The 23,214-nt window shown below is 72.6% G+C and carries 23 protein-coding genes; 15 read left to right on the forward strand and 8 right to left on the reverse strand.

Annotation, left to right across the window (positions count from 1 at the left end; genetic code table 11):
• Positions 1-156 precede the first annotated feature (156 nt).
• Together AB0L25_RS11575 and AB0L25_RS11580 are read right to left on the reverse strand one after the other, a co-directional pair.
• Positions 157-822 carry a response regulator gene (locus AB0L25_RS11575; RefSeq protein WP_500171038.1) on the reverse strand — a complete coding sequence of 222 codons (666 nt, stop codon included), beginning with the start codon at positions 820-822 and terminating at the stop codon, positions 157-159.
• Complete coding sequence (locus tag AB0L25_RS11580; protein WP_500171040.1) at positions 819-2,123, reverse strand: sensor histidine kinase; 1,305 nt, start codon at positions 2,121-2,123, stop codon at positions 819-821. The genes AB0L25_RS11575 and AB0L25_RS11580 overlap by 4 nt, the downstream gene beginning before the upstream one ends.
• Positions 2,124-2,207: 84 nt before the next feature.
• Here AB0L25_RS11580 and AB0L25_RS11585 point away from each other — a divergent pair, with 84 nt between their 5' ends.
• Entirely contained in the window at positions 2,208-3,233 is a 1,026-nt protein-coding gene (locus AB0L25_RS11585) for a PHP domain-containing protein (protein WP_500171042.1), read from the forward strand.
• A gap of 22 nt (positions 3,234-3,255) precedes the next feature.
• Here the strand turns inward: AB0L25_RS11585 and AB0L25_RS11590 are convergent, their stop codons facing one another.
• On the reverse strand, positions 3,256-4,011 hold the full coding sequence (locus tag AB0L25_RS11590) for a sporulation protein (RefSeq protein ID WP_500171044.1): 756 nt from the start codon (positions 4,009-4,011) through the stop codon (positions 3,256-3,258).
• A 90-nt stretch (positions 4,012-4,101) separates the two neighbouring features.
• Complete coding sequence (locus AB0L25_RS11595; RefSeq protein ID WP_500171046.1) at positions 4,102-5,445, reverse strand: 3-hydroxybutyrate oligomer hydrolase family protein; 1,344 nt, start codon at positions 5,443-5,445, stop codon at positions 4,102-4,104.
• Between the two features lie 250 nt (positions 5,446-5,695).
• On the opposite strand from AB0L25_RS11595, the gene AB0L25_RS11600 reads away from it, so the two are divergent.
• Genes AB0L25_RS11600 through AB0L25_RS11620 form a run of 5 tightly spaced genes read left to right on the forward strand, consistent with a single transcriptional unit; the run spans position 5,696 to position 10,291 of the window.
• Complete coding sequence (locus tag AB0L25_RS11600; protein ID WP_500171048.1) at positions 5,696-6,469, forward strand: ABC transporter ATP-binding protein; 774 nt, start codon at positions 5,696-5,698, stop codon at positions 6,467-6,469.
• Entirely contained in the window at positions 6,456-7,163 is a 708-nt protein-coding gene (locus tag AB0L25_RS11605; RefSeq protein ID WP_500171050.1) for an ABC transporter ATP-binding protein, read from the forward strand. The genes AB0L25_RS11600 and AB0L25_RS11605 overlap by 14 nt, the downstream gene beginning before the upstream one ends.
• A 10-nt stretch (positions 7,164-7,173) precedes the next feature.
• Positions 7,174-8,415, forward strand: coding sequence for an ABC transporter substrate-binding protein (locus AB0L25_RS11610; protein ID WP_500171052.1), 1,242 nt, complete (start codon positions 7,174-7,176; stop codon positions 8,413-8,415).
• Between the two features lie 9 nt (positions 8,416-8,424).
• Complete coding sequence (locus tag AB0L25_RS11615; RefSeq protein WP_500171054.1) at positions 8,425-9,288, forward strand: branched-chain amino acid ABC transporter permease; 864 nt, start codon at positions 8,425-8,427, stop codon at positions 9,286-9,288.
• Positions 9,289-9,304: 16 nt separating this feature from the next.
• Complete coding sequence (locus AB0L25_RS11620) at positions 9,305-10,291, forward strand: branched-chain amino acid ABC transporter permease (RefSeq protein WP_500171056.1); 987 nt, start codon at positions 9,305-9,307, stop codon at positions 10,289-10,291.
• Positions 10,292-10,340: 49 nt separating this feature from the next.
• Here the strand turns inward: AB0L25_RS11620 and AB0L25_RS11625 are convergent, their stop codons facing one another.
• A complete protein-coding gene (locus AB0L25_RS11625; protein ID WP_500171058.1) occupies positions 10,341-12,221 on the reverse strand; it encodes a helix-turn-helix domain-containing protein in 1,881 nt (626 codons plus the stop codon).
• Positions 12,222-12,232: 11 nt separating this feature from the next.
• Positions 12,233-12,988, reverse strand: coding sequence for a 3-hydroxybutyrate dehydrogenase (locus AB0L25_RS11630; protein ID WP_500171060.1), 756 nt, complete (start codon positions 12,986-12,988; stop codon positions 12,233-12,235).
• Between the two features lie 101 nt (positions 12,989-13,089).
• Between AB0L25_RS11630 and AB0L25_RS11635 the strand changes: the two genes are divergently transcribed.
• The 3 genes from AB0L25_RS11635 (at position 13,090) to AB0L25_RS11645 (ending at position 15,255) form a co-directional block, all read left to right on the forward strand.
• Positions 13,090-14,034 (forward strand): alpha/beta fold hydrolase, encoded by a 945-nt coding sequence (locus AB0L25_RS11635; RefSeq protein ID WP_500171062.1) that lies wholly within the window; start codon positions 13,090-13,092, stop codon positions 14,032-14,034.
• Between the two features lie 50 nt (positions 14,035-14,084).
• Entirely contained in the window at positions 14,085-14,795 is a 711-nt protein-coding gene (locus AB0L25_RS11640) for a helix-turn-helix transcriptional regulator (RefSeq protein WP_500171064.1), read from the forward strand.
• A 70-nt stretch (positions 14,796-14,865) separates the two neighbouring features.
• Positions 14,866-15,255: a VOC family protein gene (locus tag AB0L25_RS11645; protein ID WP_500171066.1), complete on the forward strand. Its 390-nt coding sequence runs from the start codon at positions 14,866-14,868 to the stop codon at positions 15,253-15,255.
• Between the two features lie 67 nt (positions 15,256-15,322).
• Here AB0L25_RS11645 and aceE read toward each other — a convergent pair whose 3' ends face one another.
• Positions 15,323-18,112, reverse strand: a complete 2,790-nt coding sequence (gene aceE, locus AB0L25_RS11650) for a pyruvate dehydrogenase (acetyl-transferring), homodimeric type (RefSeq protein ID WP_500171067.1) — start codon at positions 18,110-18,112, stop codon at positions 15,323-15,325.
• 270 nt (positions 18,113-18,382) lie between these two features.
• Here aceE and AB0L25_RS11655 point away from each other — a divergent pair, with 270 nt between their 5' ends.
• The 6 genes from AB0L25_RS11655 to AB0L25_RS11680 all read left to right on the forward strand — a co-directional run bounded on the left by AB0L25_RS11655 (position 18,383) and on the right by AB0L25_RS11680 (position 22,098).
• Positions 18,383-18,586, forward strand: a complete 204-nt coding sequence (locus tag AB0L25_RS11655) for a DUF1918 domain-containing protein (RefSeq protein ID WP_500171069.1) — start codon at positions 18,383-18,385, stop codon at positions 18,584-18,586.
• Between the two features lie 67 nt (positions 18,587-18,653).
• Positions 18,654-19,061, forward strand: a complete 408-nt coding sequence (locus AB0L25_RS11660; protein WP_500171071.1) for a secondary thiamine-phosphate synthase enzyme YjbQ — start codon at positions 18,654-18,656, stop codon at positions 19,059-19,061.
• A gap of 245 nt (positions 19,062-19,306) precedes the next feature.
• Complete coding sequence (locus AB0L25_RS11665; RefSeq protein ID WP_500171073.1) at positions 19,307-19,738, forward strand: DUF3052 domain-containing protein; 432 nt, start codon at positions 19,307-19,309, stop codon at positions 19,736-19,738.
• Positions 19,739-20,107: 369 nt separating this feature from the next.
• Positions 20,108-20,566, forward strand: coding sequence for a peroxiredoxin (locus AB0L25_RS11670; RefSeq protein ID WP_500171075.1), 459 nt, complete (start codon positions 20,108-20,110; stop codon positions 20,564-20,566).
• A gap of 60 nt (positions 20,567-20,626) precedes the next feature.
• Positions 20,627-20,974 carry a hypothetical protein gene (locus AB0L25_RS11675; RefSeq protein ID WP_500171077.1) on the forward strand — a complete coding sequence of 116 codons (348 nt, stop codon included), beginning with the start codon at positions 20,627-20,629 and terminating at the stop codon, positions 20,972-20,974.
• A 65-nt stretch (positions 20,975-21,039) separates the two neighbouring features.
• Complete coding sequence (locus AB0L25_RS11680; RefSeq protein WP_500171078.1) at positions 21,040-22,098, forward strand: potassium channel family protein; 1,059 nt, start codon at positions 21,040-21,042, stop codon at positions 22,096-22,098.
• A 149-nt stretch (positions 22,099-22,247) separates the two neighbouring features.
• On the opposite strand, the gene AB0L25_RS11685 is transcribed toward AB0L25_RS11680, so the two are convergent.
• Entirely contained in the window at positions 22,248-23,195 is a 948-nt protein-coding gene (locus tag AB0L25_RS11685; protein ID WP_500171214.1) for a phosphoribulokinase, read from the reverse strand.
• Positions 23,196-23,214: the final 19 nt, after the last annotated feature.

Here is a 23,214-nt window from a genome sequence, read left to right on the forward strand (position 1 = left end):
GGCGTCCTTCCTGGTCAGTGGGGGTGAAGCACTGACAAGGAAGTTAGGAAGCGGAGGCCGTGTCGCAGATCAACCGGCGGTGCCGTCTTTCCGCCTCACACCGCGGTATGACCGGCGGAACCCAGGTATCGGTCGCGGGCCATGCCCCGGTGGAAGTCAGTCGCCGGGACGGACGAGCCCGACCTCGTACGCGAAGACGATCGCCTGCGGCCGGTCGCGCAGGTCCAGCTTCATCAGGATCCGCCCGAAATGCGTCTTCACGGTCTGCTCGGCCAGCACCAGCCGCTCGGCGATCTCCCCGTTGGACAGGCCCCGCGCGACGAGCGTGAGCACCTCGGTCTCCCGCTCGGTCAGCTCGTCCAGCCGCTTGCGGGACGGCGCCCGCGGGCCGCCCAGCCGGGCGAATTCGGCGATCAGCCGGCGGGTGATCGACGGCGACAGCAGCGCGTCGCCCGCCGCGAGGACCCGCACCGCGTCCGACAGCTCGGCCGCGGACGCGTCCTTCAGCAGGAACCCGCCGGCCCCGGCGCGCAGCGCCTCGTACACGTAGTCGTCGAGGTCGAACGTCGTCAGCATGAGGACCTTCGGGGCGTCCTCGGCGCCGTCCGCGAGCAGCCGGCGGGTGGCCTCCAGGCCGTCCATCACCGGCATGCGGACGTCCATCAGCACGACGTCCGGGCGCAGTTCGGCGACGCGGCGCAGCCCCTCCTCGCCGTTGACGGCCTCCCCGACGACCTCGATGTCGGGCTGGGCGTTCAGCAGCACCCCGAAGCCGGACCGCACCATGCCCTGGTCGTCGACGATCACCACGCGGATGGTCACGGCGCGCCCTGCGCCTTCTCGGCGGCCTTCTCCGGCAGCGTGGCGGTCACGGCGAATCCTCCCTCGGACGTGGGCTCGGCGGTCAGCCACCCGCCGAGCATGGCGGCGCGCTCGCGCATGCCGACCAGCCCGTGGCCGCCGCCGGTCGCGAAGCGCGCGCGGCCGCGGCCGTCGCCCGGGGGGCCGTTGACGACGCTGATCGAGAGTACGCCGTCCGCGCGGGCCGCCTCGACGTCGACCCGCGACCCGGGCGCGTGCCGCATCGCGTTGCTCAGCGCCTCCTGCAGGATCCGGTACGCGGTCAGCCCGACGCCGGACGGGAGCCCCGCGAGGTCGCCGGTCAGCCGCGTCGTCACGTCCAGTCCGGCGCCGCGGGCCCCCGCGACCAGCTCGTCCAGCCGTTCCAGGCTGGGCTGCGGGGCGGTGTCGGAGCCGTCCTCGGACCGCAGGACGCCGAGGATGCGGCGCAGCTCGGTGAGCGCGTCGAGCGCGGTCGACCGGATCTCGGCGAGGTCCTGCCGGGTGACGTCCGGGACCGCGTCGCTCTTGTACGGCGCGGCCTCCGCCTGGATCGCGATCATCGACATGTGGTGGGCGACGACGTCGTGCAGCTCCCGCGCGATCCGCTGCCGCTCGGTGAGGACCGCCTCGGCGTCGGCGTGCCGCCGCTCCTGCTCGGCCAGCTCGCGCCGCGACGTCCGCCGCACCCGCATCGCGTAGCCCACCGCCAGCGGCAGCAGGATCAGCAGGGACGCCCCGGGCGCCGACTCGGCGTCCTTGATCCACACCCCGGTCGCGGCCATGATCCCGGCGCCGAGCGTGACGTTCCCCGAGCAGCGCACCGCCACCGTGTACAGGCACACGATCGCGGCGAACGCCCCGGCCGGGACGTACGGGACGGTCAGCCAGTCGCTCACGCCGATGAGCGCCATCGCGACGAAGCTCAGCCGCCACGCCGCCAGCGGGTGCCGGTCGCGCAGCGCGAGCGGCGCGCACGCCGCGATCGAGATCAGCAGGAGGGTGGCGTCACCGGGGTGCCGGCCGCGTGCGGCGCTCTCGGTCTCCAGCAGCGACTTCGATCCGGCGATCAGCCCGATCGTGACGGCGAACCAGAACAGGTTCTCCACCACCCCGTACGGGAACCGGCCGACGATGACGTGCCTGGTCCAGCGCAGAGGGGCGGGCCAGGGGCGGTCGAGCGGCTCGGGGTCGGCCCGTCCGGTCACCGCGGCGGCCAGTACCCCGTCCAGCAGCAGGGTGCGCAGCAGGCTCGGCTCGTCCGCGCTCTTGTCCTCGACCATGCCGACCAGGCTAGGGACCGGCCGGCCGCACCGGGATGACACCAGGGTGGGACACCCATGTCATACCTGGGTACTCCCCGGGGCGTGGAGCCCGTCGAAGCGCTGCGCCGGATCGCGTTCCTCCTCGAACGCGCCGGGGAGCCCACCTACCGCGTGCGGGCGTTCCGCACGGCCGCCGCCCGGGTCGAGGCCACGCCCCCGGACGACCTGGACGCCCGCGCCCGCGCGGGCACGCTCACCGACCTGCCGGGCATCGGGAAGGTCACCGCCCTCGTCGTCGAGGAGGCGCTGCGCGGCGAGACGCCCGTCTACCTGCGGCGCCTCGAGGCCACCGAGGGCGAGCCGCTCGACGCGGCCGCCGCCGCGCTCCGTGCCGCGCTGAAGGGCGACCTGCACACCCACAGCGACTGGTCGGACGGGGGCTCGCCCATCCGCGAGATGGCCGAGGCGGCGCGCGCGCTCGGGCACGAGTACATCGCGCTCACCGACCATTCGCCGCGCCTGACGGTCGCGAACGGGCTGTCGGCCGACCGCCTGCACCGCCAGCTCGACGCCGTCGCCGAGCTGAACGCCGGGCTCGCGCCGTTCCGGATCCTCACCGGCATCGAGGTCGACATCCTCGACGACGGCGCCCTCGACCAGGAGCCCGATCTCCTCGACCGGCTCGACGTCGTCGTCGCGAGCGTCCACTCGAAGCTCCGCATGGACCGCGTCGCGATGACGGCGCGCATGGTCAACGCGGTCATGAACCCGGCGGTGGACGTCCTCGGCCACTGCACGGGACGGATCGTCAAGGCGGGAGGGCGGCGCGGCGGCCTGCGCCCGGAGTCGGACTTCGACGCCGAGCTGGTGTTCGACGCCTGCGCCGCGCACGACGTCGCCGTCGAGATCAACTCGCGGCCGGAGCGGCTCGATCCGCCGAAGCGGCTGCTGCGCCTCGCCGTCGAGGCCGGCTGCCGGTTCGCGATCGACTCCGACGCGCACGCCCCCGGCCAGCTCGACTGGCAGCCGCACGGCTGCGACCGCGCCGCCCGCTGCGCCGTCCCCGCCGACCGGATCGTCAACACCCTCCCCGCCGCCGACCTCCTGGCCTGGACGAACGCGGCGTAGACGGCGGGGCGCGGCGGACGGGTCAGACGTTCGGCGACCAGTACTTGCGGATGTGCTGGTCGATGGCGGAGGTCCAGGCGGCCCGGTCCCGGTCCGCGTGGCGCAGGGTGACGGCCGGATAGCCGCCCGGGTGCACGTCCAGTTCACCCTCGAACGTGATGAGCACGGTCTCCAGCTCGTAGGCGCCCTTGTTCCAGGCGGGCGGGAAGAAGAAGTCGAGCTCCTGCCAGTAGGGGGACGGGCGGCGGTCCTCCATGTTCTTCCAGCGGGCGGCCATGATCTTCACCTCGGACTCGTGGAAGCGGAACCCGAGGTCCTCGTAGACCTGGAAGACCATGTCCTGCGCGGGCAGGGCGTGCACGTGGACCTCGTCGAAGTCGCCCTTGTCCATCGCGTTGTCGATCGAGAGCTCCGTCCGCACGGCGACCCGGGCGCCGCGGAGCGGACGGCCGCGCTCGTGCGTGAGCGGCATGTCCCACGGCACGTCCAGCGCGACCGGGTGCGCGAGGGTCTCGCCCGCGGGCAGCCGGAAGCCGCCGAGGTCGGCTTCGACGATGGTGTACGGGTTCTTCCATTCGGTCGACCCGTCCTCCTCCAGGTCCTCCGCGCGGACGACCAGGTCCAGCCGGAGCCGCTCGATCTCGACGTCCGCGCCGCCGCCCCGGACGTGCACGGTGCAGCGCAGCGTGTCGCCGGGGCGGACGCTCGGGGTGTCGACGATCGTCTCGACGCGGGGTGCGTTGACGCCGAGCGCGCTGAGGAACGTGCGGAATGCCATGTGGGTGCCTCTCCCGTGCGAGTTCGTCCGAGCCGCGATGATCCGAGAGGCACCATAGTGGAGTCATCATCCGCTTTGCCGGGAGTGCGGTCAGCCGGTCAGGGAGCAGGTGTTCAGGACGTCCCCGGACGGCTCGGGCAGGGTGGCGCTCGGCGGCGGGGCGCCCCCGCCCGACGTCCAGGTCTCGAGCGCGGTGAAGGCGGAGCGCATGCAGGGCAGCAGCGGGCGCAACCGTCCGGGATGGGCGTCGACGAGGCCGTCGGTGTGGTTGGCGGCCTCGACGCGGTAGTAGCGGAACGGGGCCCGGCCGCGGTCGCGGACGAGCGCGGCGTACGCGTCGCCGTTGCGGCCGATCGGCAGCAGCGAGTCGTACGTGCCCTGCAGGCTGATCAGCGGCTTGCGGACGCGGCCGGTGAGGGACACGCGCTCGACCGCGCGGCGCACCTCGCGGGGCCGGGACGCGTAGTCGTACTCGGCCTCCGCGCCCGTGTACGCGGGGTCGAACTCCTCGCGGTAGATGCGCTGCGTCAGCTCCCAGTAGACCTTGTCGTGGTACGGCCAGAGGAACTCGGAGCCCGCGGTGAGGCCGACGTCGAGCAGCGCCAGGTGTGCGGAGGCGTCCCCCGCGGCGTACGACGGGTACGCGCGGAGAATCTGCGGCAGGTAGGTGAACAGGTTCGGGCCGTCCGCCCGCCACAGGGTGCCCTCGGCGTCGATGCCGCCGTCGTAGAGGTGCGGGCGGTTCTCGAGCTGCCAGCGGACGAGGTATCCGCCGTTGGAGATCCCCGCCGCGTAGGTGCGGGACGGGCGGCGCCCGTAGTGGCGCGCCGCCGTCTGCTGCGCGGCGCGGGTGAGTTCGGTCAGGCGGTGGTTCCATTCGGCGATCGCGTCGCCGGGGCGGCGGCCGTCCCGGTGGAACTCCGGGCCGCTGTTGCCCTTGTCGGTCGCCGCGTACGCGTAGCCCCGGCCGAGGACCCAGTCGGAGATCGTGGCGTCGTTGGCGTACTGCCGCCGGTTGCCGGGCGACCCGGCGACGACGAGGCCGCCGTTCCACCGTTCGGGGAGGCGGATGACGAACTGCGCGTCGTGGTTCCAGCCGTGGTGGGTGTTGAACGTGGAGCCGTCCCGGAAGTACCCGTCGATCTGGACGCCGGGGACGCCGCTCGGGTTGCGGGTTCCCGTCGCGTGCAGGCCCGCGTAGTCTCCCGGCACGGTGTGGCCCGACGCGACGGTCCCGGCGGTCGTGAGGTCGTCGAGGCAGGCGGCGACCTGCTTCTGGGCGCCCGGCACGGCCGGTGCGGGCTCGCAGCGGTTCTCGTGCGCGCGCGCCGGTGCGGCCAGCGCGAGGGTCAAAGCGCCCGTGGTGAGCAGGCCCGTGGCGAGCAGGCCGGTCGTGAGCAGGCCGGTGGTGAACAGGGGGCGGGTGGTCGGCATTCCGGCTCCTCTGGACGGAGGCGAGTGCCGACATGGTGCGGACCCCGGCGGGCGACGGCCACGTGTCCGGCCCACATAAGCGCGCGGCGTCCCATGTGAACGGGGCTCCGACCTGCACGTGATGTGGGTCACATCCGTATCGGCCGGGCGGAATGTGTCGCTGGCTCACATAGTCCGTTTCGCGGTGGCGGCCTAGCGTTCCCGAGCACGGCGGCCCGGTGTGGTCCGGGTCACCATGGGAGGAGGGCGCATGGGCGCTACCGTCCGGCCGGCGCCGGTGCTGACGGCGCGCGGCCTGGTCAGGGAGTTCCGCGGGTTCCGCGCCGTGGACGGCGTGGACCTGGACGTCGCGGAGGGCGCGGTGCACGCGCTCGTCGGGCCGAACGGCGCGGGCAAGACGACGCTGTTCAACCTGCTCACCGGCTTCCTCAAGCCGACGTCCGGGAGCGTGCGGCTGGCCGGGCGGGAGCTGGCGGGCAGCAGCCCGGAGCGGATCGCGCGGCTCGGGCTGGCGCGGTCGTTCCAGATCACCAGCCTGTTCGCCGAGCTGACCCCGCGCCGGCACGTGGAGCTGGCGCTCGCCGGGCGCACCGGCCTCGGGTGGCGGTTCTGGAAGTCGGACAAGTCGCTCGGGCGGTTCGCGGACCGCGCGGCCGAGCTGCTCGCCCAGGTCGGCCTGGAGGAGCACGCCGAGACCCCGGCGGGCGCGCTGGCGTACGGGCGCAAGCGGGCGCTCGAACTCGCCCTCGCGCTCGCCCTCGACCCGAAGGTGCTGCTGCTGGACGAGCCGACCGCCGGGATGGGCGTCGAGGACGTCGACCGCACCGTCGAGCTCGTCCGGCGGGTCCGGGCGGGGCGGACGGTCGTGCTGGTCGAGCACAACATGAGCGTCGTCTCCAGCCTCGCCGACCGGGTCACCGTCCTGCAGCACGGCCGGGTCCTGGTGGAGGGCCCGTACGCCGAGATCCGCCACGACCCCCGGGTCATCACCGCCTACCTCGGAGACGCCCATGCTGCGAGTTGACGGCCTGTCCGCCTGGTACGGCGAGGCGCAGGCCCTGCGGGACGTGTCGCTGCACGTGGACGAGGGCGAGATCGTCACCCTCGTCGGCCGCAACGGCGCCGGGAAGACCACGCTGCTGCGCTGCCTGATGGGCCTGCACGCGGGCGCGTCCGGAACCGTGGAGTTCCTCGGCGAGGACATCACCGCCCTGGGGCCGCACAAGCGCGCGCGGCGCGGCCTCGGGTACGTCCCGGACGACCGCGGCGTCTTCGCCACCCTGTCGGTGGAGGAGAACCTGCTGCTGCCGCCCGCCCGGCCGGCGAACGGCAAGGGGCCCGAGGCGTGGCCGCTGGACCGCGTCTACGACACGTTCCCGCGGCTCAGGGAGCGCCGCCGGTTCCCCGGGACGAAGCTGTCGGGCGGCGAGCAGCAGATGCTCGCGCTCGCCCGCGTGCTGCGCACCGGCGCCCGCCTGCTGCTGTGCGACGAGCCCACCGAGGGCCTGTCGCCGCTGATCGTCGCGCAGATCGGCGACATCCTGCGCGAGGTCAAGGCCGCGGGCGTCACCGTCCTGTTGATCGAGCAGAACGTGCACTTCGCCGCCACCGTCGCCGACCGCCACCACCTGCTCGCCGAGGGCCGGATCGTCCAGTCGATGGACAACGACGAGGTCCGCGCCCGCGAGAGCGAACTCCTGCAGTACCTCGGAATCTAGGGAGAGCCCGATGAAACTCATGGGACGCTCGGCCGCGCTCGCGGCCGCCGGAGCCCTGCTGGCCGGCTGCGGCGCGGGCGGACCCGGCGGGGGCGGCGGCAAGATCAGCGACGACAAGATCGTGCTCGCGGTGCTGACCGACCAGTCCGGCGTCTACGCCGACCTGTCGGGCGAGAACGCCGTGAAGGCGGTCGAGATGGCCGTCGCGGACTTCAAGAAGAAGTACGGCGACAAGGCGGTCGCGACGGAGATCGAGGTCGTCTCCGCCGACCACCAGAATAAGCCCGACATCGCCAACACCAAGGCGCGCGAACTCTACGACCGGCAGAAGGCCGACATGATCGTGGACGTGCCCACGTCGTCGGCCGCGCTCGCCGTCGCGAACGTGGCGGAGGGCAAGAAGCGCGTGTTCATCTCCGTGGGCGCCGCCACCACCGCGCTGACCGGCGAGCAGTGCAACAAGTACACCTTCCACTACGGCTACAACAGCTACATGCTCGCCCACGGGACGGGCACCGCGCTGACCAAGTCCGGGGCGAAGAACTGGTACCTCGTCTACCCCGACTACGCGTTCGGCCAGGACATGGAGAAGACGTTCAGCGCCTCGGTCAAGGGTGCGGGCGGGACGGTCGTGAAGTCCGACCCGACCCCCTTCCCCAACGACAACTTCTCCACGTTCCTGCTGAAGGCCCCGGACCTGGACCCGAAGCCGGACGTCATCGGCGCCATGCAGGCCGGCGGCGACCTCGTGAACCTCGTGAAGCAGTACAACGAGTACAAGCTGCGCGACAAGGGCGTGGGCCTCGCCGTCGGGCTGATGTTCATCACCGACATCCACTCGCTCGGCCCGAAGGCCCTGGAGGGCACCCGCTTCACCGACTTCTGGTACTGGAACCAGGACGACGACAACCGCGCGTGGGCCGACCGGTTCAAGCGGGAGACGGGCGCCCGTCCCACGGCCGTCCACGCGGGCGACTACTCCGCCGCCCTGCAGTACCTGGAGGCCGTCCAGCGCGCCGGGACGGACGCGTCCGACCCCGTGGTGGAGGAGCTCGAAGGCCACAAGGTGAACGACGTGTTCACCTCCACCGGAACGATCCGGGCCGAGGACCACCTGCTGACCCACGACGCCTACCTCGCCGAGGTCAAGCCGGAGAGCGAGGTCTCCGAGCCCTGGGACTACGAGAAGATCATCGAGACGATCCCGGCGGCCGAGGCGTTCCAGCGGCCGAGCCCGGCCTGCGAGCTCTGAGGCCGCCGGATGCTGCAGCAAGCCTTCAACGGCCTGGTGGGCGGGGCGTTCTACGCCCTGCTCGCCCTCGGCCTCGCGGTCATCTTCGGGATGCTCGGCGTCGTCAACTTCGCGCACGGCGCGTTCTACATGCTCGGCGCGTTCGGCTCCTACGTCCTCCTCGACTCCTTCGGCGTGAACTTCTGGATCGCGCTGCCGCTCGTCCCGCTCGTCCTGGGCGTGGCCGGCGTCGCGGTGGAACGGCTGTTCATCCGCCGGCTGGCGCCCCTCGATCCCCTCTACAACTTCCTGTTCACCTTCGGGCTGGCGCTGATCCTGCAGGACCTGGTGAAGCGGCAGTACGGCGTGCAGTCGCAGCCCTATCCGCGCCCGTCCGCGCTGAACGGCTCGATCGACCTCGGCCTGTTCACGTATCCCGCGTACCAGGTGTTCGTCCTGGCCGTGTCGCTCGTCGTGTGCGGCGCGGTGTGGTTCGTGCTGGCCCGCACCCGCGTCGGCATGATCGTCCGGGCGTCCACGGAACGGCCGGAACTGACCCGCGCCCTCGGCATCGACGTGGCGCGCTGGGTGACGCCCGTGTTCGGCTTCGGCATCGCGCTCGCCGGGTTCGCGGGCGTGCTCGCCGCGCCGATGCGGGCCGTCAACCCGCTGATGGGCGCCGACCTGATCGTCACCGTGTTCGCCGTCGTGGTGATCGGCGGCCTCGGCTCGGTGTTCGGGTCGGTCGCCGCCGGGTTCGCGGTCGGGCTCGTGTCGGCGCTCGGCAACTACTACGTCCCGTCGCTGTCGCAGACGCTCGTGTTCATCCTGATGGCCGTCGTGCTGCTGTGGCGTCCCGCCGGCCTGTTCGGGCGCGAGGAGGCCGCACTGTGAACCCGGAGGTGGCACCGTGATCCTGTCCAAACTCGCCGGACGCCCCGTGCTGCTCGCCGTCGGCCTCGTGGCGGCGCTCGCGCTGCCCTGGTTCGTCTACCCGCCGGTCGCGCTGGACATCGCCTGCTGGGCGCTGTTCGCCGTCGCCGTCGACCTGCTGCTCGGCTTCACCGGGCTGCTGTCGTTCGGGCACGCCGCCTTCTGGGGCGGCTCGGCGTACGCGACCGGCCTGATCGCCCTGCACTCCGGGCTGCCGTTCCCCGTCGCGATCCTGGGCGGTGCGGCGTTCGCCGCCCTGCTCGCCCTCCCGATCGGGTTCCTGTCCGTCCGGTTGCGCGGCATCTACTTCGCGATGGTCACCCTGGCCTTCGCGCAGATGGTGTACTTCGTCGCCAACCAGTGGAGGGACGTCACAGGCGGAGAGAACGGCCTCCAGGGCATCCCCAGGGAACTGTTCGGGCTCGACCTGTCCGACCCGTTCTACTTCTACTACGCGGGCCTCCCGTTCATCCTGGCCGGACTGTTCGCCGCCTGGCGCATCGTCCGTTCCCCGTTCGGGTGCGTACTGATGTCCATCCGCGACAACCCCGCACGGGCGCGCGCGCTCGGCTACAGCGTCGACCGCTTCAAGCTGCTCGCGTTCGTCCTGTCGGCGGCCCTGTCCGGACTGGCCGGCGGCCTGTTCGCCATCGGCCACGGCTTCGCGTCCCTGCAGGGCGTGTACTGGACGACGTCGGGCGAGGCCGTGATGATGGTCGTCCTCGGCGGCATCGGCACGCTGTGGGGCGGCATCGTCGGCGCCGCGCTGATCGTCGAGCTGAACGACTACCTGGCCACCGCCGGGTTCCAGGAGACCGGCATCATCACCGGCGGCATCTTCATCCTCGTCGTGCTGCTGTTCCGGCGCGGCGTCTGGGGCACGGCCCGCGACCTGATCGCGGCCCGCGCGGCGCGCCGCCGTCCGGCGGAACCCGCGCGCGACAAGGTCGAGACCCCCGCGTGACGCACGGAACGGGCCGCCGTCCCCGCAGGACGGCGGCCCGTTCGCGGCGTCACCGCAGGCGGTGCAGCCGCAGCGCGAGCTGCAGCTCCAGCGCCCGGTCCGGGGACTGCCAGTCCTCGCCGAGCAGCCGCCCGATCCGGTCCAGCCGCTGGCTGACCGTGTTCACGTGGATGTGCAGCTCCTGCGCCGTCCGCGCGAGCCCCCCGCCCGCCCCGAAGTACGCCTCGAGCGTGCGGACGAGCGCCGTCCCGCGCCGCTCGTCGTAGTCGATGACCGGCCCCAGCGACCCGGCGAGGAACCCCGGCACGTCCCGGTCGTCGCCGATCAGCAGGCCGATGAACCCCAGCTCGGACGCGCCCGCCCCGTTCCCGCGGCGGCCCAGCGCCACCAGCGCGTCCGCGCACCGCTGCGCCTCCCGGTGCGCCCCGGCGACCTCGCCCGGCCCCCGCACCGGGCCGGCCGCGCCGACCGTCGCCGGAGCCCCCAACGACGCGCCCAGCTCCTTGGCGACCCGCCGCGCGGCGTCGCCCGGACGCTCGCCCGGCAGCAGCAGCACGACCTCCTCGCCGCGGGACGCGGCCAGCCCGTGCTCCACCGCCGCGAACGACGACGCCCAGAACTCCGCGCGCCGCCGGTGGTCGCGCGACTCGTACCGGGCCGACAGCACCACGTGCGGCGCCCCGAGGTCCACGTTCACGCGCCGCGCCCGCGCCGCCAGCGCCGCCGCGTCCGCCCGCCGCTCCGACAGCAGGTCGTCGAGCAGCTCGCCGCGCACCCGCCCCTCCGCCTCGGTCACGCTGCGCTGGAACAGCAGCAGCAGCGCGGTGACGAGCGCGGCGCGCTCCAGGATCCGCTGGTCGGCGTCCGACACCTCGCCGGACGTGCGCAGCACCAGCGTCCCGAGCATCTCGTCGCCGCTCGACACGGACGCGATCCACAGATCGCCCCGCCGCACCGTCCGTCCCTGCGCGCGCGCAGAGTGCGCGGACGCCGAGACCCCGGCCAGCTCCTCGTCGCTCAACGGTGCCGAGGCGGCCCCCGTCGTCGCCAGCCGGGCGCCGTCCGCGTCCAGGACGTGCAGGGTGCCGCCCAGCAGCTCGGTGACGATCGCGGCGACGTCCTCGACACCACCCCCGCGCACCACGACCGCCGTCATCCGGTCGTGCGCGCGCGCCGCCACCTCCACGGCCGCGCTACGCGCCTTGACCTCCTCGTTGGCGGCGCTCAGCTCCTCCAGAGCCGTGCGGGTCTCCTCCAGCAGGCGCGCGTTGTCGATCGCGATCGCCGCGTGCGCCGCCAGCGACCCGAGCAGCGCGACCTCCTCCTGGTCGAACGGACGCTCGCTGCGGTTCGCCGCCGTCAGCACGCCGATCACCCGGTTGCCCAGCTTCATCGGCACGCCCAGGATGGCGACCAGGCCCTCCTCGGCGACCGCCTCGTCGATGAACCCGCGATGCTGGAACTGCTCGTCCACCAGGTAGTGGTCGCTGTTGTACGGCATCGCCGTCTGCGCGACCAGCCCGACCAGCCCGGTTCCCATCGGCAGCCGCAGCCGCCGGAACGCCGCCGACACCGACCCGTCCGTCACCCGCATGTACGTGTCGCCGCGCGCGTCGTCGTTCAGCGTCAGGTACGCGATGTCGGCGTTCAGCAGCCGCCGCGCCCGCCGGGTGATCGCCTCCAGCACCGCGTCCAGATCGCGCAGCCCGGCCAGATCGCCCGCCGTGTCGAACAGCGCCGCGAGCTCCGCCTCCCGCCGCGCGTGCCGCCGCATCACCGCCCGCACCCGCAGCGCCGCCAGCTTCGCCGCCTCCAGCTCCGCCAGGACGGCCGGGGGCGCCCCCTCCGCCCGCGCCTGCACCAGCGGCCCCTCGAACTCCACGGGGGACGCCTCGCGGGCGAGCAGTTCGAGAAAGACGCCGCACGACATACGCGACATTGTCAATGGGCCGTCCAGCCTCCGTCGAGGGTCAGCGACGCACCCGTGACCATCGCCGCCGCGGGAGAGCACAGGTAGGCGACCAGCTCGGCCACCTCCTCGGGCTCCGCGAGCCGCTTCACAGCCGCCTTCTGCAGCATGACCCGCTCCACGACATCGTCCTCCGACATGCCGTGCGCGCGCGCCTGATCCGCGATCTGCCCCTCCACCAGTGGGGTCCGCACATAAGAAGGATTGACGCAGTTGGACGTCACGCCGTGCGGCGCGCCCTCCAGCGCGATCACCTTCGACAACCCCTCGAGACCGTGCTTGGCCGTCACGTACGCGGCCTTGAACGGCGACGCGCGCAGCCCGTGCACCGACGACACGTTCACGATCCGGCCCCAGCCGCGCTCGTACATTCCCGGCAGCGCGTCCCGCACCAGCCGGAACGGCGCCTCCACCATCAGCCGCAGGATCCGGGCGAACACCTCGGGCGGGAATTCGTGGAGCGGCGCCACATGCTGCACCCCCGCGTTGTTGACCAGGACGTCGAACCCGGCGCCCACCCCGGCCACATCCGGCCCCGCGAGATCCACCGCCAGCGCGGCGCCGCCGAACTCCCGCGCGGCGCGCTCCGCCGCCGTCCCGTCCAGGTCCGCCACGGTCACCCGCGCCCCCGCCGCCGCCAGCCGCCGGGCGCACGCCAGCCCGATCCCGCTCGCCCCGCCGGTGACCAGGGCCTGCCGCCCCGTCAGGTCCGGTGTCACGCTCGTCATGCGCAGAACCTACGCACACCGCCACCCGGGACCCATGTGGCCCGGACACACAATCCCGGCCCGACCGATGTGGGCCCCGCCGCGCCGTCTACGTTGGTGCGATGACCGAGATCGCGCACCGTTTCGTCGAGGGGAACGGCGGCCTGCGGATGCACGTCGCCGAGGCCGGCGAGGGCCCGCTCGTCCTGCTCCTGCACGGCTTCCCCGAGTGCTGGTACTCCTGGCGCCACCAGCTCACCGCGCTCGCCGCCGCGGGCTTCCACGCCGTCGCCCCCGACCAGCGCGGCTACGCCCGGACGGGCGGCCCCGCCGACCCCGCCCAGTACACGATCATGCACCTGGCGGGGGACGCCGTCGGGCTCATCGACGCCCTGGGCGCCGAACGCGCGGTGGTCGTCGGGCACGACTGGGGCGCGCCCGTCGCGTGGGCCGTCGCCCAGATGCGTCCCGACAAGGTCCGCGGCGTCGTCGGCATGTCGGTGCCGCACCGCCCGCGCAGTTCCCGCCCGCCCGTCGCGACGATGCGCCGCTACTTCGGCGACGGCTTCTACATGGTGCGGTTCCAGGAACCGGACGCCCCCGAGGCCGAACTCGACCGCGACCGCGCCTCCACGTTCCGCCGCATGTTCCACGCGATCTCCGGCGACGGCCCCGGCACCGCCCTCGTCGCCCCCGAGGGCGGCGGCGTCCTCGACGCCCTCCCCGAACCGGACGAACTCCCCGCCTGGCTCACCGCGGACGACATCGCCGCCTACGTCGCCGAGTACGCCGACAGCGGCTTCACGGGCCCGGTCAACTGGTACCGCAACCTCGACCGCAACTGGGACCTCACCGCCGCCTGGCACCGCGCCCCCGTCACCCCGCCGGCCCTGTTCGTCGCCGGCGACCGCGACCCGGTCGCCGCCCCCGACGCCGTCGCCCGCCTCCGCGACTTCGTCCCGAACCTGCGCGGCACCGTCTCCCTCTCCGGCTGCGGCCACTGGACCCAGCAGGAACGCCCGGACGAGGTGAACCAGGCCCTCCTCGACTTCCTCCACACCCTCTGACCCACCCGGCCGCGGGCCGGGATGTCGGTGGTGGGGCGTACGGTCGCGGCGTGAACCGGACCGATCGCCTGTACGCCCTGGTGGAGGAACTGCGGGCCCGCGCGCCGCGCCGGGTCAGCGCCCGCGAGCTGGCCGCGCGCTACGAGGTCAGCTCGCGGACGATCGAACGCGACATCGGCGCCCTGCAGCAGGCCGGTGTCCCGATCTACGCCGACGTCGGGCGGGGCGGCGGGTACACGATCGATCCCGATCGGACGCTCCCGCCGCTCAACTTCACGCCCGCCGAGGCCGTCGCCGTCGCGATCACCCTGGCGCGCGCCGACGGCTCCCCGTACTCGCGCGCGGCCCGCACCGCGCTGCACAAGATCGTCTCCGCGATGTCGGCGAACGACGGCGCGTCCGCGCGGGAGCTCGCCGAGCGCGTCCGGTTCCTGACGCCGCACGACGCCGCCGCGTCGCCGTCCGTCCCGTCCGTGCTGGAGGAGGCCGTGTCGGCGCGCCGCGTCGTCCGCCTCGAGTACGTGAACGGGGCCGGGGACGAGAGCGAGCGCGACGTGGAGCCGGTCGCGTTCACGTGCGCGTCCCTGCGCTGGTACCTCATCGGCTGGTGCCGGCTGCGGGGGGAGGCCCGGATCTTCCGCATCGACCGCATCCGGCGCGCCGCCCTGCTCGAGGAGACCGCGCCCGAGCGCCGGTACGAGGACGTCGTGGTCAAGGACGTCCCCCTCGACTACGTCACCCGGCGCCTCGAATTCGTCTGAGAAACACCGACAGGGGGCTGTCGCCGGGACGCCCGAAGCTGGGCCCGTCACCTATTCGAGGAGGAAGACGATGGCGATTCCGGCGTTCAACACCGTCGCGTGGTTCCAGATCGGCACCGACGCCCCGGACGAGGCGCGCAGGTTCTACGGCGACATGTTCGGCTGGCGGTTCGACGCGGACGCGGGCTCGATCGTCCCCGGCACCGAGGGGTACGACCTGGTGCGCTACGCCGGGGCGGACGCGCCGAGCGGCGGGCTCTCGCACGAGACCGGCGCGGACGGGGCGCACGCGATGTTCTTCGTCCTGGTCGAGGACGTCGACGCGGCGTGCGCGCGGGCGGAGAAGTGCGGCGGGAAGGTCGCGGCGGCGACGGCGGCGACGCCCCGGGGCCTGCGCTTCGCCTACCTGGAGGACCGGTCGGGCAACCGGTTCGGCGTCTTCACGCCGCCGATGCCCTGAGGACGCCCGCGGGCGGCGGGGAACGCGGCCTACACCTCCGCGTTCGCGCGCCGCCCGCTTCGCGCGGCTAGCTCTCGCCGCCGGTGTTGCTCTCGGCGCTGCCGACGCCGCCCGCGAACACGTCGCTGACCTCCGCGTTCAGCCGGTACTTCGCGATGGCCTGCGGGAGGGCCTCCGGCTTGACCTCGCCCTGCCGGACGAGCCGGGTGAGGACGGCCAGGACGATCGACGCCGCGTCCACGTGGAAGAACCGGCGGGCGGCGGCCCGGGTGTCGGAGAACCCGAAGCCGTCGGTGCCGAGCGACGTGTAGTCGCCGTTCACCCACGGGGCGATCTGGTCGGGGACGGCGCGGGCGAAGTCCGACACCGCGACGATCGGCCCGGCGACGCCGTCGAGGGTGCGGGTGACGTACGGGACGCGCTGCTCGCCCTCGGGGTTCAGCAGGTTGTGCTCGTCGCACTCGCGGGCCTCGCGGGCCAGCTCGTTCCACGAGGTCGCGGACCAGACGTCCGCGGCGACGCCCCAGTCCTCGGCGAGGAGCCGCTGCGCCTCCAGCGCCCACCGGCCGCCGACGCCGGACGCGAGGATCTGCGCGCGCGGCGACTGCCCGTCGCCCGCGGCGATCTCCGGCGCGGACCGGTACCGGTACAAACCCTTGAGCAGCCCGGCGACGTCCAGATCGTCGGGTTCGGCGGGCTGCTGGTAGGGCTCGTTGTAGACGGTGAGGTAGTAGAAGACGTCCTCGCCGTCCGGGTGCTCCTCGGACGTCCCGTACATGCGGCGCAGCGCGTCCTGCGTGATGTACGCCAGCTCGAACGACCAGGTCGGGTCGTAGTGGACGCACGCCGGGTTCGTCGCCGCGAGCAGCGGGGAGTGGCCGTCGGCGTGCTGGAGGCCCTCGCCGGTGAGGGTGGTGCGGCCGGCGGTGGCGCCGAGCAGGAACCCGCGGCCCATCTGGTCGCCGAGCGCCCACATCTGGTCGCCGGTCCGCTGGAACCCGAACATCGAGTAGAAGATGTAGACGGGGATCATGTGCTCGCCGTGCGTCGCGTAGGACGTGCCCGCGGCGATCGTCGACGCCATCGAGCCGGCCTCGCTGATGCCCTCGTGCAGCATCTGCCCGCTCTCGGACTCCTTGTACGACAGCAGCAGCTTCCGGTCCACCGCGTCGTAGGTCTGCCCGTGCGGCGAGTAGATCTTGGACGTCGGGAACAGCGAGTCCATGCCGAACGTGCGGTACTCGTCCGGGGCGATCGGGACGAACCGGGCGCCGATGTTCTCGTCCTTGATCAGGTCCTTGAGCAGCCGGACGAACGCCATCGTCGTCGCCACGTTCTGCTTGCCGGACCCCTTCTTCAGCTCGGCGTACACCGGGTCGCCGGGCAGCTTCAGCGGCTTGGCCCGCACGACCCGCTTCGGCAGGAACCCGCCGAGGGCCGCGCGGCGCTCGCGCATGTACTGGATCTCGTCGGAGTCCTCGCCCGGGTGGTAGTAGGGCGGCAGCGGCTGCTCGAGCGCGGAGTCCGGGATGTCCAGGTAGAGGCGGTCGCGGAACTCCTTCAGCTCGGCCTTGGTGAGCTTCTTCATCTGGTGCGTGGCGTTGCGCGCCTCGAAGTCGGAGCCGAGCGTCCAGCCCTTGATCGTGTGCGCCAGGATCACCGTCGGCTGCCCGACGTGCTCGCGGGCCGCCTTGAACGCCGCGTACACCTTCCGGTAGTCGTGCCCGCCGCGCGACAGCTTGCGCAGGTCGTCGTCCGTCAGGTCCTGGACGATCTTGCGCAGCCGGGGGTCGTCGCCGAAGAACTTCTCCCGGATGTACGAGCCCGACTCGACGCTGAACGTCTGGAACTGGCCGTCGGGCGTCGTGTTCATCTTGTTGACGAGCGCGCCGTCGACGTCCTGCGCGAGCAGCGGGTCCCAGTCGCGGCCCCAGATGACCTTGATGACGTTCCAGCCGGCGCCGCGGAAGAACGACTCGAGCTCCTGGATGATCTTGCCGTTGCCGCGCACCGGGCCGTCGAGCTGCTGCAGGTTGCAGTTGACGACGAACGTCAGGTTGTCGAGCTCCTCGCGGGCGGCCAGGCCGATCGCGCCGAGCGACTCGGGCTCGCCCATCTCGCCGTCGCCGAGGAACGCCCACACGTGCGAGCGCGACGTGTCCTTGATGCGGCGGTTGTAGAGGTAGCGGTTGAACCGGGCCTGGTACACCGCGTCGATCGCGGTGAGGCCCATGGACACCGTGGGGAACTCCCAGAAGTCCGGCATCAGCCGGGGGTGCGGGTAGGACGACAGCCCGCCGCCGGGGTGCGACTGCTCCTGCCGGAAGCCGTCCAGCTTCTCCTCCGGCAGCCGCCCCTCGAGGTAGGCGCGCGCGTAGATGCCGGGGGAGGCGTGCCCCTGGATGAACACCTGGTCGCCGGACTCGCCGTGGTCCTTGCCGCGGAAGAAGTGGTTGAAGCCCACCTCGTACAGCGACGCGGCCGACGCGTACGTGGCGATGTGCCCGCCGACGCCGATGTCGGGACGGTTCGCGCGCGACACCATGATCGCGGCGTTCCACCGGATGTAGGCGCGGATGCGGCGCTCGACGTGCTCGTCGCCGGGGAACCACGGCTCCAGCTCCGGCGGGATCGTGTTGATGAAGTCGGTGCTGCGCAGGCCCGGCACGCCGACCTGCAGCTCGCGGGCCCGCTCCAGGAGGCGCAGCATCACGTAGCGGGCCCGGCCTCGGCCCTCGGTCTTGATGACCGTGTCCAGCGATTCCAGCCACTCCCGGGTCTCGTCCGGGTTGATGTCGGGCAGCTGGCTCGGCAGGCCGTCGCTGATGATCGAGTAGCGTTGACGTCCGGAAGCCACGGGGTCCCCTCTGTGCTTACCGTCTGTGCTGGTGAGACCCCGGCCGGAGGCCGCCGGTCTCCGCACGACTGTTCGTCGCCTGCATTCGCGTCCATCGTCGCCGCTCACGACGGTTAACGCATCTCTACTGTCCGGTAACCATCGTCCCCGCCCGGCCGGGGCGCGGACCCGATCGACGACGCGTTTTTTGCGCGTCCCCGTGAGATTGCCCGTCCGGGCGGGGAACGAACGTAGGAGGCCGGGAAAAGGCGACCGTGACTTGGGGGAGACATGAACGGACGCATAGGAGACAGGCTGCACGTCCACGGCAAGATCGTGGGGCAGCCGGACCGGACGGGCGAGATCATCGACGTGCGCGGCGAGAACGGCGGCCCGCCGTTCCTCGTCCGCTTCGAGGACGGGCACGAGACGCTCGTCTACCCGGGGCCCGACGCCGTGATCGAGCCCCGCGAGATGCACACGGCGTCCCGCTGAGGGGAACGCGCCCGGCGGCACGGGGGCCGGACGGGTCCCGCGCCGCCGATGGGGTAGACCCGAGTCCATGGAGAGCACCGTGATCCGGGTGTCCACCGGATCGAAGGAGGCCGTGCACGACATCACGGCGGAATGCCAGAGATTCGCGGCCGACGCCGGCGGCGACGGGCTGCTGCACGTGTTCGTGCCGCACGCCACCGCCGGCGTCGCGATCATCGAACTCGGGGCGGGCAGCGACGACGACCTGCTCGCCGCGCTCGGCGACCTGCTGCCCGCCGACGACCGGTGGCGCCACGCCCACGGGTCCCGCGGGCACGGCAGGTCGCACGTCATGCCCGCGCTGGTCCCGCCCTTCGCGACCGTCCCGGTCACCGCCGGACGCCTCGCGCTCGGCACGTGGCAGTCGATCGCCCTGGTGGACCTCAACGTCGACAATCCCGACCGCGAGGTCCGGTTGTCCTTCCTCAGGGGTTGACGGTTGTATCAAGAGACGGGCTCGAACTTCACCCTCGGTGGCCGCATCGTGACGGCCGATTCCGGCATCGGCCCAATGAGGGCGCCAAATGCCGGGAAGACACTTGCGCTAGGGGCCCACACTTGTGTGGACTGTCCCGCAAACACCGCACAGGTGCGGACGGGCCGCCCGTCCCGGGGGGCCGTACAGGAGATGTGCACAGGTGCACGGAGCACCGTGCGGACGAACGACATGGGAGGACTTTCGTGAGCGCGACCGCGGGTCAGGCGCAGTCTGAGCGCAGCCTGGCCGAACGGCTCGGCCTGAAGGCGGGCCAGGTGGTGCAGGAGATCGGCTACGACGACGACGTGGACGAGGAGCTCCGCGATTCCGTCGAGGCCGTCACGGGGAACGAGCTGGTCGACGAGGACTACGACGACGTGGTCGACATCGTGCTGCTGTGGTGGCGCGAGGACGACGGCGACCTGTTCGAGGGCCTGACCGACGCGATGGTCCCCCTCACCAGCGGCGGCGACATCTGGCTGCTGACGCCCAAGGCGGGACGCGAGGGGCACGTGGAGCCCAGCGACATCGGCGAGGCGGCCGACACGGCCGGCCTGTCGCAGTCGCGCAGCCTCAGCGCCGGCAAGGAGTGGTCGGGGACGCGGCTCGCCGCGCCCAAGGTCAAGGGGAAGTAGACGTGCGGGGACGGGCGCCCGCGCCCGTCCCCGAATGCGCCCCCGCCCCCGCATCCCCGGTCGGGCTTGGAAAGGGCCGGGGCGCGCGGGAGTGTCCGCCTGGATTGCCTTAACGTAGAGTCGTCCAAGACTCGCCAAGGACCTCCGGACACGACCTCAGCCCGCAGCCCCAGCCGGAGCGGACGGGAAACACTGCGATTGCGTCCGAAGGCCGGGCCGGGGGCGGAGGCGCGAGCGAAGCGAGAACCTGATCGCGCAGCGAGCCCCTGGGGCGAGTCGGAGCGATGCAGCGATCGCACGTAAGGCCCATTGGAGGAAGGCCGCCTAGCGGCCTGACGCCGAGGGTCTTGCAAACAAACAGGAGTGGCTTTGGCGGTTGAGGTAGGCGACGGCGCACCGGACTTCGAGCTGAAGGACCAGCACGGGACGCCGGTGAAGCTGTCGGACTTCCGGGGGCGGAAGAACGTCGTCCTGGTGTTCTACCCGCTGGCGTTCAGCGGTGTCTGTACCGGTGAGCTGTGCCAGATCAGGGACGAGCTGCCCACGCTGGGCGGGGACGACGTGCAGGTCCTGGCGGTGTCGGTGGACTCGATGTTCGCCCTGCGCGCCTGGGCCGAGCAGGAGAAGTACCAGTTCCCGCTGCTCGCGGACTTCTGGCCGCACGGCGGGGTCGCACGGCGCTACGGGGTGTTCGACGAGGAGAGGGGCCTCGCCACGCGCGGGACCTTCATCATCGACACCGAGGGCGTGGTCCGGTGGAAGGTGGAGAACGCCATTCCGGACGCGCGCGACATCGACGAGTACCGCAAGGCGCTCGCCGATCTCTGAGCGAACGGGCCGGTTCCGGACAGGTGGCCGGAACCGGCCCCCGCACCTTCTGGAGGTGTGATGCCCTGCTTCCGCTGCGGGGCGCGGCAGACCGATCCCGTGCGGGGCGCGAGCCCGTGGCGGCGCGGGGTCCGGGCGGACCACCAGGTGCTGGTGTGTCCCGGCTGCCAGGCCGTTCACGGCTGGGCGGACGAACTCGACCGCTGCACCGTTTGTGAATCGGCCGCGCTCGTGTGCCGGCTGGGCGAGGTGGAGTGCCGCGACTGCGGCCACACCCGCGACGCCGTCCGGGACGACCTCGTCCGCGCGGGCGCGCCGGGCGGGACGGACGGGACGGACGACCGGGACCTGTCGGCGGAGGTCGCGGCGGCGCTGAGCCGGGTCCTCAGCCGAGGCCCGGCGGGCTGACCGGCGCGTACCGGCCGACCTGCGCGTACTTGACCGGCGGCGGTGCGTGCTGCCACGCTGCGCGGATGCCGATCCTGCTGTTCCAGCTGCTCAACCGGGTGACGGCCCGGTCCTGGCGGGTGCCCGCGCTGGTGCTGGCCGGCGCGTTCGTCGCGGGCTGGGTGCTGATCGCGGTGTTCGAGCCGTCCGGCGCGGAGATCAAGAAGCCGCTCGGGTACGTCTGGTACTTCATCGTCAGCGGCACCACGACCGGGTACGGCGATCTGTCGCCGGAGTCGGCGGGCGGGCGGATCGGCGGGGTGCTGATCATCGGCTCGGGCGTGACGGCGGGGCTCGTGCTGTTCGCGGAGCTGACGCTCTGGATGTCGAAGGGCAGGACGATGAAGGCCAACGGGCAGGCGCGGCTGCGCCATCGCGGGCACGTCGTGGTCGTCGGGTACGAGCGGGACGGGCTGCGCTCGATCATCGGGCAGCTGCGGGCCGATCCGGACTTCGCGCGGACGGCCGTGGTCACGGTGTTCTGGCCCGGTGAGCTGCCGGGGGAGAATCCCGACCCGGACCTGTACGACGTGGTGGAGTTCGACGCGACGGCGTTCGAGCGCGCGTGCCTGCCGGACGCGCGGACGGTCCTGGTGGTGGGGCGGAACGACGACGAGACCGTCCGGGTGCTGCTGCAGGTCGCGGCGCATCTGCGGCGGCACGGGGACCCGGCGGTGCATCTGCTGGCGGGGCTGCGGGACGGGGGCCGCCGGGCGGAGATCGCCGACGCGCTGTCGCTGATCGGGCGGGACGTCGAGCCCGTCGACATCGACGATCCCGCGGTGGTGGCCGTCGCGATCCGCAATCCGGGCGTTTCGGCGATCTACCACAATCTGGCGAGCACGCTCGACACCGACGGGACGCTGTACCGGGTGGACGTGCCGGAGGGCGCGGGGGAGTGGCCGCGGCTGGACGTCGCGATCTTCCTGCTGCGGCGGGGCAGCACGCTGCTGGCGGTGGGGGAGTCGCACCGGCCGAACGCCCGGTTCCGGCTGTCGGCGGCGCCGGACGAGACGGTCCGCGGCGGGCAGTCGCTCGCGCTGGTCGCGCCGGAGCGGCCCGTGATCCCCTGGCACGAGCTCTAGCGCACGAGTTGTCAAGCACGGGCCGTGGAAAGGCCGGGAGGGCGCCGTGCGCCCGCTGGGCGCCCTCCCGGCCGCCGCGTCGCGCGGCCCGGGGCACAGGTCCGAAGCCCCGGGGCCTCCCCGCGCGTCGCGGAGCCTGAACTCTACGGTCAGGCGGCTTGGCGGTGGTCCGCGTCGAGCAGGTGGTAGAGCAGGAGCAGCTGGGTGATGGCGAGCGGGTCGCTGGTGCCCGCGCCGCCGAGCCTGCCGAGGGCGTCGGGATCGACGAGGCCGTCGCCGGCGCGGGCGCCGAGCCGCGACCAGATGGCCTTCTTGACGACCTGCGACTCCTCGGGCGACACGTACCCGTGCACGTGCAGGGCGTCCACGGGACGGCCGTCGGTGTCGCGGTGCAGCCGCAGGTGCATGGCCGTCCCGGCGCCGGGTTCGGCGTCGAGGACGCCCGACAGTTCGGGGTGGTCGATCGTCGGGCGCAGCAGCAGTTCGGCCGACAGCGGGGTGCCGGGCGGGTCGACGCGGCCCGCGACGGGCGCGAACCGGACGACGATGTCGGCGTGCTTGCGCTGGGGGCGGATGTAGGCGGCGCTCTCGGGCTCGCGGCGGTCCAGCTCGGCGCGGACCTGGTCGGGGGAGTAGCCGCGCTTCTCGCAGTCGCGCGCGATCTTCCAGGAGTGCCGCAGCGGTTCGGGCGGGTCGAGGTAGACGGTGATGTCGAAGCAGGCGCGGGCGAGGCGGGTGTGCAGGGGAAGCAGCCCTTCGACGATCACGAAGTCGCGGGGTTCGACCAGTTCCGGCCGGACGAGCCGTCCGGTGGAGTGGTCGTACACGGGCTTCAGGATCGGTTCGCCCATCGACAGGAGCTGCAGGTGCTGCTCCATGATGTCGATGTGATTGCAGTCGGGGTGCAGCGCGGTGAAGGGTTTGCCGGCGCGTTCCTCCCGGTCGTAGCGGTGGTAGTCGTCCACGCAGACCGCGGTCATCCGGTCGGCCCCCAGGCACTGCACAAGCCCCCGCGTGAGTGTGGTCTTGCCCGCCGCGCTGTCCCCGGCGATGGCGAGCATGACGGGGCGGCGGCCCGAGCCGCGCGCCCGGAGCATATGCACGATCCGATGGGGC

The organism is Spirillospora sp. NPDC052242 (genome assembly GCF_040679555.1).
GTDB lineage: Bacteria > Actinomycetota > Actinomycetes > Streptosporangiales > Streptosporangiaceae > Spirillospora.

What these genes read in the sequence shown, in the direction of transcription:
- AB0L25_RS11580 (WP_500171040.1), bottom strand. Translation starts at nt 2,123, where the DNA reads ATGGTCGAGGACAAGAGCGCGGACGAGCCGAGCCTGCTGCGCACCCTG.
- AB0L25_RS11680 (WP_500171078.1), top strand. Translation starts at nt 21,040, where the DNA reads ATGCCGATCCTGCTGTTCCAGCTGCTCAACCGGGTGACGGCCCGGTCC.
- AB0L25_RS11615 (WP_500171054.1), top strand. Translation starts at nt 8,425, where the DNA reads ATGCTGCAGCAAGCCTTCAACGGCCTGGTGGGCGGGGCGTTCTACGCC.
- AB0L25_RS11590 (WP_500171044.1), bottom strand. Translation starts at nt 4,011, where the DNA reads ATGGCATTCCGCACGTTCCTCAGCGCGCTCGGCGTCAACGCACCCCGC.
- AB0L25_RS11685 (WP_500171214.1), bottom strand. Translation starts at nt 23,195, where the DNA reads ATGCTCCGGGCGCGCGGCTCGGGCCGCCGCCCCGTCATGCTCGCCATC.
- AB0L25_RS11660 (WP_500171071.1), top strand. Translation starts at nt 18,654, where the DNA reads ATGGAGAGCACCGTGATCCGGGTGTCCACCGGATCGAAGGAGGCCGTG.
- AB0L25_RS11625 (WP_500171058.1), bottom strand. Translation starts at nt 12,221, where the DNA reads ATGTCGTGCGGCGTCTTTCTCGAACTGCTCGCCCGCGAGGCGTCCCCC.
- AB0L25_RS11595 (WP_500171046.1), bottom strand. Translation starts at nt 5,445, where the DNA reads ATGCCGACCACCCGCCCCCTGTTCACCACCGGCCTGCTCACGACCGGC.
- AB0L25_RS11635 (WP_500171062.1), top strand. Translation starts at nt 13,090, where the DNA reads ATGACCGAGATCGCGCACCGTTTCGTCGAGGGGAACGGCGGCCTGCGG.
- AB0L25_RS11630 (WP_500171060.1), bottom strand. Translation starts at nt 12,988, where the DNA reads ATGACGAGCGTGACACCGGACCTGACGGGGCGGCAGGCCCTGGTCACC.
- AB0L25_RS11605 (WP_500171050.1), top strand. Translation starts at nt 6,456, where the DNA reads ATGCTGCGAGTTGACGGCCTGTCCGCCTGGTACGGCGAGGCGCAGGCC.
- AB0L25_RS11645 (WP_500171066.1), top strand. Translation starts at nt 14,866, where the DNA reads ATGGCGATTCCGGCGTTCAACACCGTCGCGTGGTTCCAGATCGGCACC.
- AB0L25_RS11655 (WP_500171069.1), top strand. Translation starts at nt 18,383, where the DNA reads ATGAACGGACGCATAGGAGACAGGCTGCACGTCCACGGCAAGATCGTG.
- AB0L25_RS11675 (WP_500171077.1), top strand. Translation starts at nt 20,627, where the DNA reads ATGCCCTGCTTCCGCTGCGGGGCGCGGCAGACCGATCCCGTGCGGGGC.
- AB0L25_RS11610 (WP_500171052.1), top strand. Translation starts at nt 7,174, where the DNA reads ATGAAACTCATGGGACGCTCGGCCGCGCTCGCGGCCGCCGGAGCCCTG.
- AB0L25_RS11600 (WP_500171048.1), top strand. Translation starts at nt 5,696, where the DNA reads ATGGGCGCTACCGTCCGGCCGGCGCCGGTGCTGACGGCGCGCGGCCTG.